We start from the raw sequence: 14,594 nt of genomic DNA on the forward strand, positions 1-14,594 counted from the left end.
GGTCTCAGTTCGGTTTGACCGCGGCCAGGCGGCGCATGATCTGCTGGACCAGGTCGGTCTGCATGTCGCGGTACAACAGCGCTTCTTCCGCTTCCTTGGCCAGTACCTGGCTTTCATTGAAGGTCAGCGGGCGCTTGAGTGCGATTTCGGTCGGGGTCAACAGCTCGTCGCCCTTGTTGTCGAGCACCCGGAACACCAGCGTGTAGTTCAGCAGGTATTCGCGCACCCGGCCCTGGGCGTTGAGCGAGAGAATCGACTTGGACCGTTTTTCGGACAGCACCTCGAAGCGCGCCTCGGCCTTGCCGATGTCGCTGACCACATCGACCCGGTCGCCGCCGCGCAGGTTGCGCCCCAGCTCAGTGCCCAGCGCCGATGTCTCGGCAAAGCCCAGGTAGATGCTCTTGAACGGCATGCTGTAGGTGCCGCCCGAGCCGCGCAGCGTAAAGCCGCAGGCCGACAGGCTTGCCAGCATCAGCACTAACAGCGGCACCAGCGCGAACCTGCGAAAGGCGCTCATGCCTAGACCACGATGCTGATCAACTTGCCGGGAACGACGATCACCTTTTTCGGCGGCGTCTCGATGTACTTTTGCACCGCTTCGCAGGCCAGCGCCTGCGCTTCGATCGACGCCTTGTCGGCATCCTTGGCGACCTTGATCGAGCCGCGCAGCTTGCCGTTCACTTGGATCATCATCTCGATCTCGGCCTGCTCCAGCGCTGCCGGGTCAACCTGCGGCCATTGCACGTTGAGGATGTCGCCGTGCACGCCCGCGTAGCCCAGCTCTTCCCACAGCACGTGGGTGATGTGCGGCGCAACCGGGTTGAGCACGCGCAGGAAGATCGACAAGCCTTCGGCCATCACGGCGTCGGTGGCCGGGCCGTCTTCCAGCTTGGCCGACTCCATCGTGTTGAGCATCTTCATGCAGGCTGACACGACGGTGTTGTACTGGATGCGTTTCAAGTCGTAGTCCGCCTGCTGCAGCAGCTTGTGCAGTTCGCGGCGCAGCGTCTTGTGGGCTTCGACGCCTTCCCCGGTCTCGCCGGCGGCCAGGGCCGCAGTAACGCGCGGCGCCTGCGCAAAGGCAAACGCCCACACGCGGCGCAGGAAGCGCGACGCGCCTTCGACGCCGGTGTCGGACCACTCGAGCGTTTGCTCCGGGGGCGAGGCGAACATCGTAAACAGGCGCGCGGTGTCGGCGCCGTACTGGCCGATCTGCGCCTGCGGATCGATGCCGTTATTCTTCGACTTCGACATCTTCTCGGTGCCGCCGATGCACACCGGATTGCCGTCGGCCTGCAGCACGGCGCCCAGCGGACGGCCCTTGTCGTCCAGCGTCAGGTCGACTTCAGCCGGGTTGTACCAGCTCTTCTTGCCCGCTGCATCGTCGCGATAGTAAGTCTCGTTGAGCACCATGCCCTGCGTGAGCAGATTGACAAACGGCTCGTCGAACTTGACCAGGCCCATGTCGCGCATGACCTTGGTGTAAAAGCGCGCATACAGCAGGTGCATGACGGCGTGCTCGATGCCGCCGATGTACTGGTCCATCGGCATCCAGTAGTCGTTGCGCTCGTCGACCATGGCGTTTTTGCTGCCCGGCGATGTATAGCGCATGTAATACCACGACGAATCGACAAAGGTATCCATGGTGTCGGTTTCGCGGCGCGCCGGTTTGCCGCACTGCGGGCAGGCGCACTGCAGGAACGCTTCGTACTTGTTGAGCGGGTTGCCGCTGCCGTCCGGCACGCAGTCTTCCGGCAAAATCACGGGCAAGTCTTTTTCGGGGACCGGGACCACGCCGCAGTCAGCGCAGTGGATCATCGGGATCGGCGTGCCCCAGTAACGCTGGCGCGAAATGCCCCAGTCGCGCAGGCGGAAGGTGACCTTCTTGTCGCCCAGGTTCTTGGTGGCCAGGTCGCCCGAGACGGCGTTGACGGCAGCGATGTGGTCAAGCCCGTCGTAATTGCCCGAGTTGATGCACATGCCGTTTTCCTTGTCGCCGTACCATTCCTGCCAGCCTTCCAGCGAAAACTCCTTGCCTTCGACGGCCACCACCTGCTTGATCGGCAGGTCGTATTTTTTGGCAAAGGCAAAGTCGCGCTCGTCGTGCGCGGGCACGCCCATCACGGCGCCGTCGCCATAGGTGATCAACACGTAGTTGCCGACCCAGACCTGGATCTGCTCGCCGCTGACCGGATGGGTGACGAACAGGCCGGTGGGCATGCCCTTCTTTTCCATGGTCGCCATGTCCGCTTCGATCACGCTGCCAAGCTTGCACTCGGCAATGAACGCGGCCAGTTCAGGATTGGTTTGCGCGGCATGCTGCGCCAGCGCGTGTTCGGGCGCCACGGCGCAAAAGGTCACGCCCATGATGGTGTCGGCGCGGGTGGTAAAGACGTACAGCTTGCCGTCGCTGATCGCCTCGCCATTGGCGGCGGCGATCGTGTGCGGGAACGCAAAGCGCACGCCGACCGACTTGCCGATCCAATTGGCCTGCATGGTGCGCACGCGCTCGGGCCAGCCGGGCAGCTTGTTGTCGACATAGTCGAGCAGTTCGTCCGCGTAGTCGGTGATGCGCGCGTAATACATGGGGATTTCGCGCTTTTCAATCGGCGCGCCGGAACGCCAGCCACGCCCATCGACCACCTGCTCGTTGGCCAGCACGGTCTGGTCGACCGGGTCCCAGTTCACGGTGCCCGTTTTTTTGTAGATGATGCCTTTTTCCAGCATCTTGAGGAACATCCACTGGTTCCACTTGTAGTATTCGGGGGTGCAGGCGGTCATTTCGCGCGACCAGTCGATCGCCAGGCCCATCGACTCCATCTGCTCCTTCATGTGGGCGATGTTCGAGTACGTCCATTGCGCCGGCGGCACCTTGTTCTGCATGGCCGCGTTTTCGGCGGGCATGCCGAACGCATCCCAGCCCATGGGCATGAGCACGTTGTAGCCGTTCATGCGCAGGTAGCGGTACATCACGTCATTGATCGTATAGTTGCGCACGTGGCCCATGTGCAGCTTGCCCGATGGGTAAGGCAGCATCGAGCAGGCGTAATACTTGCCTTTGGGGAAACGTGGGTCGTTTTCCACCGCTTTGTAGGCATCGATCGCCTTCCAGTGGGCTTGGGCGGTTTGTTCGACGTCAGCGGGACTATATTTATCTTGCATGGTGATGGGCGGGCCGGAAATGAATATGAACCGGTGATTATACCGGTTCAGCCTTGCGGCGGGAGGAGCGAGGGAGGCGATTGGCTGGACGACGGGGCAGCGGCGTTCAATGCGATGCCGGGCGGGCGTCGCGACCGCCGACGCCGGCTTCGTGACCGCCGATGCCGGTGCCAGCCGCAACCGGTCAGGACAGACCGGAATGCGCATTCATGCTGCTGTTACTGACGGAAGCTGGTCAACGCCACGGTCACCGCTGCGCTGCCACAGGCCGGCACGGCAAGCGCCCGGTTCACGCCCGCTTCCCACTGCAATGCCCGGACACCTTTTTTGAGGTATTTGTATTCATAGGTAGTGCCCGCGTTCAGGTTGCGCGAGACGGTCCAGAGCGGCCAGGCCGCGCCCGACAGTTTGGTTGCCAAATCGGAACTCCAGTTGTTCAGCTCGGCCCCACTGCCGGTCACGTAGACGTCCTGTCCAACCACGGTCGTGTTGTCGCTCACCTGGAAATTGACTTGCACCGTACACACGCTACCAGTCTGGGTCTTCACGGGAAGCGGCGCCGTCAAGGCCGAGCTGTTACCGGCAAGATCGAGCGCCGAAACCGTATAATTGTACGTCGTGTTGGCCAGGCGACCTGCGTCGACATAGGTGGTGCCCGTGGTGAAGATCGGGGCGCCGTTGTCGCGCACGACGTTATAACCTTTCATGCCGCTGCCGCCCGCATTGTCGCTCGAGGCATTCCAGCTCAAGGTCACCGAGCTGCTGGTGCTCGTGCCCGTCAGGCCCGCTGGCACCGACGGCGCGGTGGTGTCGCCCGACGGGCCGATTTTTTGTCCGGCGTGAATGGCGACGGCGGGAATCCCGGTCGCGCTCATCGATGCAATCGTCAGCGTCGCCGTGGTGTCGCTATTGACGGTGACGATATCGCCGCTGCAGGTCGTCTTGTCAGCGCTCAGCGTTCCGTTGATCACGTTGCAATAGCGGCCAGCCGCCATGCCGGTGCGGAAGGTGCGCGACCAGGCATTGCCATCATCCCGGTTAATGGCCAGAAAGCCCCGGTCGTCGCGGTGGAAGGCAATCCGGTCATTGCCGTCGGTAACCCAGTCGTCGATCTGCCATTTGCCCTGTGTCTGGTTGCGAAATTCCACCATGTTGCTGATTTCGCGCCAGCGGTGTTGCTGGTCCCAATTGGTGAAGTTCGGCACGCCGTTGGTGTAGATGTTCCCGCTGGGCACAAGGGTCGCGTCATCAGCCTGATTGCCGGTGAGCTTGAAGCCCGATTGCAACTGGGTCTGGCCGTACGGATAAGCCAGCATGAAAATATTGGCCAAGTTAAACAGTTTGCCGCTGTTGCGCGATGTGAGCGACGCGTTGTGGCGCTCAAGATCGTGATTGCTGACAAAAACGGTAGCATTGCGGCTGGCAAACAGACCGCGCGGATTCGGGCTGGTGTCATTGATCGGCAACAGGGACGCCAGTTGCGAGATCGAGCTGCCATTGCGGGTGAAGGTATCGCGCATGACTTGCGGGTATTTAAATTCGTTCATGCTGCCGAGACCGAAATACACACTGCGCTGGTCCTCGCCAACCGGGCCGAAGCCGCCGAAGATTTCTCCGGTGAGCCATGGCTTGGTCATGCCAAACGCCGACGCCGTGGCGCTGTTGAGTCCCCCGGCCTGGTCAACCATCGACTTCAGGTCGTTGGCGTTCATGTGCTTGGCTGCATCGACGCGGAACCCCGCGATACCCAGGCCCAGCAAGTCCCTCAGATAGGCTGCTCCCGCCTGCCGCACTTTGGCCGAGTCGGTGCGCAAGTCCGGCAAGTCGCCGCCCAGCCAGCATTCCTGCACATTCTGGGCGCTGCTGTCATTGACCGTGCAACGCGGGTGAAAATCGGAGCTGAAATAGCCGGGGCCAGGGTAATTGTTGGCGCTGTTGTAGGTCGAACCGGCCTCGCCCGTGCCCGTGCCATTGGCCATGTGATTCAAGACCACGTCGGCGTAGATGGCAATGCCGGCGCTGCGGCAGGTAGCGACCATGTCGGCCAATTGCTGGCGGCTGCCAAGGCGGCCGTCGAGTTTGTAGCTGGCCGGCTGATAGCGTTCCCACCATTGATTGGTGTTCGCCTTCGCCTCTGACGGCACCGAGATTTGCACGGCGCTAAAGCCGGCCGGCTTGAGCGCCTGGTTGCACTCTTGCGCGATGTCGGTGTACTTCCATTCAAACAGGTTGACATAGACCTGGCCTGGGGCGGCGCGGGCAACGGTCGGGCTGGCAAAGCAGGCGGCTACGCTGGCGGCCAGAAGCAACTTCTTGGTTGTGGTGTTCAATCGAATCTCCTTTATGTTTTTATGAAAGCTGCCGTTCAGCTGCGATCGGCAGGGGCGTGACGGTTCAATACGGCCGCAAAGCGGTCGGTGCAATATCGCCAGGGCGCACTTCGCCCGCAACCGACTGAAAGCTCGGTCGCCTGCTCGGTGAAGGCATGCAGGCGAGAAGCCTGCATGCGCGGCGCGTGGCCGTGGCAATACGGGTGCTGCCAAGTGGTGCGAGTTGATGCGATACAAGTCTTGCGGCACGCGACCTGTTGGCATGCTGAAGTCAGTCAGCAGGCGGCGGGCAGCGATGTTGGCAAGGTAAGAACGTCTCCGTGCGGATGCCTCTTTGCGAGGTCATATAAGTCTAGCAACTGTATTTATACTACAGCTATTTTACGGGGCAACTATGCTGTCGCCCTCGTAGGTTTATAAATCTACGCTTAACTGAAAATACTGTCAATACGTAAACAATAAAATCTCGTAGTTTTGCTACATGCACGTCAGTACGTGCTGGTGCGCTTCAGACTTCCTGCCATCTTCCATGTGACACGGGCGGCGTGCAGTGGCACACTCTGGTTTTTGCAAACGAGGAGACCAGCATGATTCACGGAATGCGTACGACGGTGTACCCGGTGGCCGACCTGGCCAAGGCCAAGGACTGGTTCACGCAGGTGTTCGGCAAGGCCCCCTACTTTGACCAGCCGTTTTATGTGGGCTTCGAGATTGGCGGCTTTGAACTGGGCCTGGTGCCGGACGGCGAGCCAGGGACCGCGGGCGCGACGGTGTACTGGGGTGTGGACGATATCGAGGCTGAAACGGCGCGCATTGTCGTTCTTGGCGCAACGGTGCACACAGCAATCCAGGAAGTAGGCGACGCGATCAAGGTGGTGGATCTGCGCGACCCGTTCGGGAACTTGCTGGGACTGATTTACAATCCGCATTTCGACTTGAAGGCAGTGCGATAAGGCCGTCTTGCCACGATGTGACAGCGAAAAAATCGTAACATGTGGCAACGCGAACATCCAACATCGTCCTCGCGCGCGTGCCCGAGGACGCTGCGACGCTGCTGCAGCCTAGTGTCCCGAGTTGGAAGTTCGTTGTATAAATATTCCGACAATCCCCACGATGCTGCGTCAAAAATGCTCGCAAGGCCTCGGCCTTGCTCCGCTTTTGTTCCTTGCCTCATGGCGATTTCGGAACATTTATGAACAACGAACTTCCAATTCAGGACACTAGCGCAGCACCAGCGCCAGCGCCGGCTTCTCGCCGTAATCCTCGTAGCGCTCGTTGATCCCGGCCACGCAAAACGTGATCTCTTCCAGCAGATCGGGCAAGCGCTCGCGCAGCGCGGCGGCGTCCTTGACGACAATGTCCAGCACTTCATTCGGTTTCAGCCGAAACTTGCTCATACCATCTTCGTCACGCAGGTAGCTCAGGCAATCGACCCATGCATCCATGGTGTTGCCGTAGGTCTCGGGAAAGCCGAACGCTTGCCGGCATTCGCTGTGGAAGCTATCCCAGCTGATAATCGAAGAGCCGTTCAGTTCAGCGCTGGCCATGTTGTTTCTCCTTGTGTGGTTCTGTGATAAAGCCGATCTTGGTCAAGCCGTGCATCTGGGCCGCCGCCATGACCTGCGCCACGACTTCATAGCGGGTGCTGCGGTCGGCGCGCAACTGCAGCTCGGGCGCCGGCACGGCGGCGCCCGCCAGCGCCATGCGCTCGGCCAGCTGCGCCAGGTCGACCTTGTCTTCGTCCCAGTATACGGCGCCGCCGGCGTCGATGGCGATCATGATGCTCCCTGGCAGCGCGCCCGCTTGGGCCGCCGCCGCCGCCGGCAATTGCAGCTTGACGGCATGCGTGAACATCGGCGCGGCAAGGATGAAGATCACGAGCAGCACCAGCATCACGTCCACCATGGGCGTGACGTTAATGTCGCTTAACATCGACTGCTGCCGCTGCGGATTAAAGCTGCCGAAAGCCATTGCTCGCTTATTTGGTGAAATAGGAATGCAGGTCGTAGGCAAAGCCGTCGAGCTCGGCAAGCACCACCCGGTTCAGCCGGTTAAAGCCGTTAAATGCCAGTACAGAGGGAATGGCCACCACCAGCCCGAAGCCAGTCATGATCAACGCTTCGCCCACCGGGCCGGCCACCTTGTCGATCTGCAGCACGCCCGCGGCCGACACCTTTGCCAGCGCATGGTAAATCCCCCATACGGTGCCAAGCAGGCCGACGAAGGGCGCGGTGGCGCCGATCGAGGCCAGCACCGTCAGCCCGCTTTCAATGCGCTGCGTGGAGCGGGTGATTTGTTGGCGCAGCACGCGCGTGATCTGGTCGCTGCGGCTGACCTGGCCGCCCAGACTGGACGCGCTCGCCGCTTGCGCCAGGGCGCAGGCCGGCAGCGGGGCGAAAACAGCTTCGCTGTCGGCCAGCGCCAGCAGGGTAATACCGTCGGTGACCGTGGGCGCGGCCCAGAACAGGTGGAGCGCGCTCGCCGCGCCGCGCAGGCGCCAACTGCTGTAGGCCCTGGCGAAAATGAAAAACCAGCTCGCCAGCGACATTGCCAGCAGTACGCAAGCCACGAGGTGGCTGACGGCGTCGCCCTGCTCCCAGTAGCGCGAAATGCTGAAATGCTGGTCGGGCGGCAGCATGTCCGGCATGCCTTCGCTTAGCACGTGAGGGCCCGAACAAGCAGCGTGGTGTGCCGTAACCGAACTCTACGGTTTAATCCGCCACAATCAAATTTCCCACTTTCTACAATCACACGGACCCTCTTGTCGGTCAACTTCATTCATCAACACCAGTCAATTTCAGCAATTTTCAACGGCACCGGATTGTATCCATCACATCAACTATGCATCCCCGAACGAAAGCCTACACGCAATCCATAACAACCGGGCTCATGATGCGAGCAGCCAACAGTGGCGTCAGGTCGGGAACTGTTCAATACCGGATTATCCACTACCCGAGCTTTGTCCGCGCGACCTACGCTCGATACTATGAAGCACATTGCTCATGTTGCCAGCCCAGCTTTGCCCGACTGGGGCAGCGTTGCCAGTACGCCGCTCATCCGACGTAAATATCGCCGTGCATTTCGTAGCCACTGTGCAACAATATGACTTTATTGTCGGGCAATCGGGCCACGATTGATACTTCAAGAGGCCAAGGATTATTTCGAGTGAATGCAGGAACATATCCCCACCGACATCTGAAGTACCGACCTGATATAGATGGCCTGAGGGCTCTTGCGATCCTGTCTGTCGTGTTGTATCACGCCTTTCCGACCACCATGCGTGGCGGCTTCATTGGCGTCGACATCTTCTTTGTCATTTCCGGGTATCTGATCTCCAGTATTATCTTTAAGGGCTTGCGCGCAGGTGATTTCAGCTTTACTGACTTCTATCAACGTCGTGTCAACAGGATTTTCCCCGCATTGATGCTGGTACTGGTGACCTGCTATGTGGTCGGCTGGTTCACCTTGATTTCAACCGAATTCAAGATGCTGGGCAAGCATCTGGCAGGGAGCGTCGGATTTGTTCAGAATCTGGTTTTGTGTGAAGAAGACGGCTATTTCGATACCGCTTCCGATTTAAAACCGCTTCTGCATCTATGGTCGCTTGGCGTCGAAGAGCAGTTCTATATCTTGTTCCCGCTGGCGGCTTGGGCTTTGTGGCGATGGCGAATTGCCGCTTTGCCCATCATTGTCGGAACTGTCCTGGTTTCTTTTTGTGCCGGTGTCCACATACTGACGGTTAGTCGTTCGGCAGCTTTCTACATGCCGCAATACCGATTTTGGGAGATACTCGTCGGTAGCATTGCCGCTTACCACGGCATCTTTCATGGCATATCTTCATCGCGGATACATAATTCTGCCGCTGCCCGCAACGTATTATCGTTGTCGGGCGGGGTTCTGTTAATTGCATCGGTCGTGGTAATCGACAAAGATAGCGTGTTCCCAGGCTTCTTGGCCCTATTGCCGGTGTCTGGATCAGTGTTAATGATCGTAGCCGGCCCGCAAGCGTGGCTTAACAAGCACGTGATGGCCAACAGAATGCTGGTGTCGATAGGACTGATCAGCTACCCGCTCTATCTTTGGCACTGGGTAGTTATCACTTACATGAGAATCGTCGGAGCCAACGAACTGGACTTTATCGGCGCTATGCTGGCCATATTCATCAGTCTGATTCTCGCCGTGCTTACCTACAAATTTGTAGAATTGCCATTTCGAAAAGCAAGGATCAGAGTGCCGAAGGCTGCACTTTTGCTCGCTTTTGGTGTCACGGTAGGTGCCGCTGGTGTATGGACGTTTGTCCAGAACGGACTCCCTTTTCGGCCCGGCACCGACGTCGATGAGCGGACCGAGTACGCCCAGTACTTCGAAAACTCCTTGCCTGACTGGGCGTACGCCACCAAGCAGGGGCTTCTTGAAGCTTACCGGATAGAATGCGACTTTTTCGACGTGGAAAGCTACAGGGCAGGCAAGATAACGATGGAACCACGCAAGGCAATCAATACGGATTGCTATATCCCGAAAACCGGTATCAAGGTCATGATCTGGGGAGACTCCCACGCCCAACAGTACAACTTCGGACTGCGCAAGGTGTTACCGACCTCGATCTCCATTCTCCAGGTGGCAAGTTCTGGATGTGTGGCGAATTTTCCGAGCAGCACGCCCGGCAGCCGCAAGTACTGCAACCGATCCAATGCGTTTGCTTTTCAAGTAATGGAAAAAGAAAAGCCGACGGTTCTAGTCATCGGGCAGAGCGAAGGGCACGATACGGCCAACAACCTGACGGCGCTGACCGCGCGCGCGAAATTGCTGGGCGTCAAAGCAGTGATTGTCGTCGGCCCTGTGCCGCACTATGCACCGTTCCTGTATCAGGTGGTTGTTCGCAAATATTGGAACCATACGCCGAAGCGGACCAAGGAAAATCTGATGGTCGCCGCGTCAAGAAGTGATACGGCCTTGCAGCACAAGTATGTTCGCGGTGCGGGTGGTTTTGACTATCTGTCGGCGATGGATGCATTTTGCAACAAAGAAGGCTGCATGATCTACGTCGGCGATGACCGGAAGGCTGGGCTGGTGACGTACGACTACGGCCACTTGACGCCGCCAGCATCCTTGTATTTTGCTCAAACGGCATTAGCGCCGCTGATCATGCGGCACCTCGATCCTCTATTGGCTGGACATCATCCATAGTCGGCAGCCCCCCCCGTCGTCGCTCCTGCTCTGCGCATCGCACTGCTGCGATTACGACAGATTCAATACATCCTGCATGTCGTACAGCCCGCGCGTTTTGCCGGCCAAAAAGCGCGCGGCGCGCAGGGCGCCGTGGGCGTAAGTGACGCGGCTGCTCGATTTGTGACTGATCTCGATCCGCTCGCCCGTGCCGGCAAACAGCACGGTATGGTCGCCCACGATGTCGCCGCCGCGGATGGTGGCAAAGCCGATGGTGGACGGGTCGCGCTCGCCGGTGACGCCTTCGCGGCCGTACACGGCGCACGACTTCAGGTCGCGCCCGAGCGCGTCGGCAATCACTTCGCCCATCTTCAGGGCGGTGCCGGATGGCGCGTCGACCTTGTGCCGGTGGTGCGCTTCGATAATTTCGATGTCGTAGCCTTCGGCCAGGCTTTTGGCGGCCATCTCCAGCAGCTTGAGGGTGACGTTCACGCCCACGCTCATGTTTGGCGCGAGCATGATGGCGGTTTTTTCCGCCGCCGCCCGAATTGCCGCCTTGCCTGCCTCGTCAAAACCGGTGGTGCCGATGATCATCTTGATGCCATGCTCGGCGCAATACGCCAGGTGCTTGAGCGTACCTTCGGGACGGGTAAAGTCGATCAGGAAATGCGATTGCGCCAGACCTTGCGCCAGGTCGGCGGCAATCGCCACACCCGTGGGCTTGCCGGAAAACGCCCCGGCGTCCAGGCCCAGGCTGGCCGAACCGGCCATGTCAAGCGCGCCGCTCAGCAGCATGTCGGGCGCCTCGGCGATCGCTTCAATCAGCATCCGCCCCATGCGCCCGTTGGCGCCGGCTACCGCAATTTTCAGTTGGTCCATCGCGCCACCCGCCTTTATTTGTTGATCTTGATGGACGCGGCGCCCACTTCTTCCTGCTTCGGCACGTCCTTTTCGCGTTTCAGCTTGGCCGGACCGGCGATGCGGGCAATGTACTCCTGCTCGCTCGGCAAGTTACCACCTTCGAAACGCTCGACTTTGTCGTCCTTGAAGAAGATGACGACCTTGGCGGAGGTCAGTTCACCATTGCCGCGCGCCATGTAGAACGGATAATCCCAGCGATCCTGGTGGAAGACGTCGGTCAGCAGCGGCGTGCCGAGGATGAACTTGATCTGGTCGCGGGTCTGGCCGACCTGCACCTGGGCCAGCATTTCCTTCGACACAAAGTTGCCCTGCTGAATATCCGGACGATACGGCGAGAAGACCCAGAAGAACTTTTGCAGCTTGGTCGTCGTCACCGTCTGGGCGCCGGCGCTGGGGGGCGTGGCCGGGGCAGCGGGACCGGCGCGCGAGCCGAAAGTGCCGCATCCGGCCAGCGTCAGCGCGGCCAGGGCCAGGGCCGCTGCGCGCGGCGCGCAGATGCGCAAACGGTTCAAAACAACAGTATCGACACGCATAGGTAACCTCAAAACGTTAAACGGAAGGTTGGGCACCTCCGCCAGAAACGCTATATGATAAAGCACTCCGCCAATCTACGAGTAACAAACATGAGTAACAACCCCAGCGACCTGAAAGCCAGCGGCCTCAAAGCGACTTTGCCGCGTCTGAAAATCCTCGAAATTTTCCAGAACAGCGAGGTGCGCCACCTCACGGCCGAGGACGTCTACAAAATGCTGCTGACCGAGAATATGGACGTCGGCCTGGCCACCGTGTACCGCGTGCTGACCCAGTTCGAGCAAGCGGGCTTACTTAACCGCAACCATTTTGAGACGGGCAAGGCAATTTTCGAGCTCAACGCCGGCTCGCACCACGATCACCTGGTGTGTCTCGATTGCGGGCGCGTGGAAGAGTTTTACGATGAAGAAATCGAATCGCGCCAGCACAAGGTGGCCGTCGAGCGCGGCTTTAAAATTGCCGAGCATGCGCTGGCCATTTACGGCAATTGCGTCAAGGAAGAGTGCCCCCACCGCAATTAAGGGCGCGACTGCGCCAGGCCCATTCGGGCTGTTGCGCTCTACAAGCTCAAGGCATTCGACAACAGCTTGGCCGTAATATCCACAATCGGAATGACCCGCTCGTAGGCCATGCGGGTGGGTCCGATCACGCCCAGCGTTCCCACGATCTTGCCATTGACTTCGTACGGGGCCGTCACCACGCTCATTTCGTCCATCGGCACCAGGTTCGACTCGCCGCCGATGAAAATCTGGACCCCGGTCGCCTTGCTCGACACGTCGAGCAATTGCATCAAGCCCGTCTTTTGCTCGAACATGTCGAACATCTGGCGCAGCGACGTCATGTTCGACGACAGGTCCGACACGCTGAGCAGATTGCGCTCACCCGAGATGACCATGTCGTCCGACTGGTCTTCCATCGCTTCGCTGCCGGCCTCGACCGCAGCCTGCATCAGCCGGCCCATGTCGTCGCGCAACTGGCGCAGTTCGCCCTTCAGGCGCAGGCGCACGTCGTCAAATGACAGGCCGCCGTAATTCTGGTTGATGTAATTGGCCGACACGATCAGCTGGCTGGGCGTGTAGTCGGACTCGGTGAGCAGCAGCCGGTTTTGCACGTCGCCGCGCGGGTCGACAATGACGAGCAAGATGCGCTTTTCGGACAAGCGCAAAAACTCGATCTGCTGGAACACCGACTCGCGCCGGGGACTGAGCACCACGCCGGCGAACTGCGACAGCGACGAGAGCATTTGCGCCGCGTTGGCGATCAGCTTTTGCGGCTGCTGCGACGGCAAGCGCATGCGCGACTGCACCGCGTGCTCGTCGATGTGCTGCACCGTGAGCAGCGTGTCGACAAAGATGCGGTAGCCGCGCGGCGTGGGCACCCGCCCGGCCGACGTATGCGGGCTGGCGACATAGCCCATTTCTTCCAGGTCGGCCATGATGTTGCGAATGGTCGCCGGCGACAGATCGAGCCCGGAAATCTTGGACAGCGCGCGCGAGCCGACCGGCTGGCCGTCGGCGATATAGCGTTCCACCAGTGCCTTGAGCAGCGTTTGAGCCCGGATATCGAGGGACATGATGTTCTAACTAGTGCGCGCGTGGTGTCATGGACATATTATGCACGTTCGCCGCAGCGACGGGGACAAGTTCGCACTCAGCCACGCACTGAGCCACGCGCTCATCCACGCACTCATTCACGCACTTATTCACGCAGTTATTCACGCAGTTATTCATATTCCCGCTGCAGCCAGTCGAGCAACTCGTCAAAGTTGCCGCAAATGGCGTCCGGCGCGACGCCGTGCGCCAAGTGACCCGTGCTGCCGGTCCGGTTCAGCCAGACCGCGCGCAGGCCGGCCCGCTGCGCAGCCTGGACGTCAAGCAATACGTCATCGCCCACGTACAGCGCCTCGGCCGGCGCCACGCCCAACTGGGCGCAGGCGGCGTGAAAAATGGCGGCGTCAGGCTTGGCGCAGCCGAGCTGGTGGGCCGCGACCGATACCTGGAAGTGGTGCGCCAGCCCGATCGCCTGCAAGTCGGCGTTGCCGTTGGAAATGGAGCCGATCAGCGTGCGGCCCTTCAGGCGCAGCAGGCCCGGCACCACATCGTCATACGGAATGACGGCATTGCGCGCGGCAAAAAAATGCACCATGGCGTGCTCGACCAGGTCCAAATCCTCGCCTGCCTCCTCGAACGCCGAGATCAGGCCGGCGCGGCGCAGCGCGCCCAGGTCGAGGTGGAATTCGGGTTTGCTCGCGAGCAGCGCCAGCCTGGCCAGGCGCAGGTGGTCGATCGAGAAACGCTCGGCCACGCGCGGCGTATGCTGCTGCAGCCACGCGTGCAGCGTTTGCTCGGCTTGCACGATGACGGGCGCGATCGGCCACAGCGTGTCGTCGAGGTCGAACAGGATGGCCTTGGGCCAGGGGCGGCGTGGCGGCGTCGGCATGGTGCTCTTCGGTTGCAGGGAAGTGCCTAGCATAGCGAGCCGCAG

General features: G+C 60.2%; 13 protein-coding genes. 3 read left to right on the forward strand and 10 right to left on the reverse strand.

Annotated elements, in window-relative coordinates; translation table 11 throughout:
- Positions 1–4: 4 nt before the first annotated feature.
- The 3 genes from lptE to ACP7D4_RS09005 form a co-directional block, all read right to left on the reverse strand.
- The gene (gene lptE, locus ACP7D4_RS08995) at positions 5–517 is read right to left on the reverse strand and encodes an LPS assembly lipoprotein LptE (RefSeq protein ID WP_426103780.1); all 513 of its coding nucleotides are present in this window, start codon (positions 515–517) and stop codon (positions 5–7) included.
- Between the two features lie 2 nt (positions 518–519).
- Positions 520–3,162 (reverse strand): leucine--tRNA ligase, encoded by a 2,643-nt coding sequence (gene leuS, locus ACP7D4_RS09000; protein ID WP_426208725.1) that lies wholly within the window; start codon positions 3,160–3,162, stop codon positions 520–522.
- 218 nt (positions 3,163–3,380) lie between these two features.
- Positions 3,381–5,492, reverse strand: a complete 2,112-nt coding sequence (locus tag ACP7D4_RS09005; RefSeq protein WP_426103782.1) for a carbohydrate-binding module family 20 domain-containing protein — start codon at positions 5,490–5,492, stop codon at positions 3,381–3,383.
- Positions 5,493–6,079: 587 nt separating this feature from the next.
- Between ACP7D4_RS09005 and ACP7D4_RS09010 the strand changes: the two genes are divergently transcribed.
- On the forward strand, positions 6,080–6,445 hold the full coding sequence (locus tag ACP7D4_RS09010; protein WP_426208727.1) for a VOC family protein: 366 nt from the start codon (positions 6,080–6,082) through the stop codon (positions 6,443–6,445).
- Between the two features lie 267 nt (positions 6,446–6,712).
- Here the strand turns inward: ACP7D4_RS09010 and ACP7D4_RS09015 are convergent, their stop codons facing one another.
- The 3 genes from ACP7D4_RS09015 to ACP7D4_RS09025 are packed head-to-tail and all read right to left on the reverse strand — an operon-like array spanning position 6,713 to position 8,130.
- Entirely contained in the window at positions 6,713–7,039 is a 327-nt protein-coding gene (locus tag ACP7D4_RS09015) for a barstar family protein (protein ID WP_426103784.1), read from the reverse strand.
- Complete coding sequence (locus ACP7D4_RS09020) at positions 7,026–7,463, reverse strand: ExbD/TolR family protein (RefSeq protein WP_426208729.1); 438 nt, start codon at positions 7,461–7,463, stop codon at positions 7,026–7,028. The genes ACP7D4_RS09015 and ACP7D4_RS09020 overlap by 14 nt, the downstream gene beginning before the upstream one ends.
- A 7-nt stretch (positions 7,464–7,470) precedes the next feature.
- The gene (locus tag ACP7D4_RS09025; RefSeq protein WP_426208731.1) at positions 7,471–8,130 is read right to left on the reverse strand and encodes a MotA/TolQ/ExbB proton channel family protein; all 660 of its coding nucleotides are present in this window, start codon (positions 8,128–8,130) and stop codon (positions 7,471–7,473) included.
- A gap of 464 nt (positions 8,131–8,594) precedes the next feature.
- Here ACP7D4_RS09025 and ACP7D4_RS09030 point away from each other — a divergent pair, with 464 nt between their 5' ends.
- A complete protein-coding gene (locus ACP7D4_RS09030; RefSeq protein WP_426208733.1) occupies positions 8,595–10,679 on the forward strand; it encodes an acyltransferase family protein in 2,085 nt (694 codons plus the stop codon).
- A gap of 51 nt (positions 10,680–10,730) precedes the next feature.
- On the opposite strand, the gene dapB is transcribed toward ACP7D4_RS09030, so the two are convergent.
- Both dapB and ACP7D4_RS09040 read right to left on the reverse strand, forming a co-directional pair.
- Entirely contained in the window at positions 10,731–11,537 is an 807-nt protein-coding gene (gene dapB / locus ACP7D4_RS09035) for a 4-hydroxy-tetrahydrodipicolinate reductase (protein WP_426103788.1), read from the reverse strand.
- A 14-nt stretch (positions 11,538–11,551) separates the two neighbouring features.
- Positions 11,552–12,112 (reverse strand): outer membrane protein assembly factor BamE, encoded by a 561-nt coding sequence (locus ACP7D4_RS09040; RefSeq protein ID WP_426103789.1) that lies wholly within the window; start codon positions 12,110–12,112, stop codon positions 11,552–11,554.
- A gap of 90 nt (positions 12,113–12,202) precedes the next feature.
- Between ACP7D4_RS09040 and fur the strand changes: the two genes are divergently transcribed.
- Complete coding sequence (gene fur / locus ACP7D4_RS09045) at positions 12,203–12,631, forward strand: ferric iron uptake transcriptional regulator (RefSeq protein WP_426103790.1); 429 nt, start codon at positions 12,203–12,205, stop codon at positions 12,629–12,631.
- Between the two features lie 38 nt (positions 12,632–12,669).
- On the opposite strand, the gene hrcA is transcribed toward fur, so the two are convergent.
- Entirely contained in the window at positions 12,670–13,683 is a 1,014-nt protein-coding gene (gene hrcA / locus ACP7D4_RS09050; protein ID WP_426103791.1) for a heat-inducible transcriptional repressor HrcA, read from the reverse strand.
- A gap of 149 nt (positions 13,684–13,832) precedes the next feature.
- The gene (locus ACP7D4_RS09055) at positions 13,833–14,549 is read right to left on the reverse strand and encodes an HAD family hydrolase (RefSeq protein ID WP_426208734.1); all 717 of its coding nucleotides are present in this window, start codon (positions 14,547–14,549) and stop codon (positions 13,833–13,835) included.
- Positions 14,550–14,594: the final 45 nt, after the last annotated feature.

The organism is Massilia sp. TWP1-3-3 (genome assembly GCF_049897805.1).
Classification (GTDB): Bacteria; Pseudomonadota; Gammaproteobacteria; order Burkholderiales; family Burkholderiaceae_D; genus Telluria_A.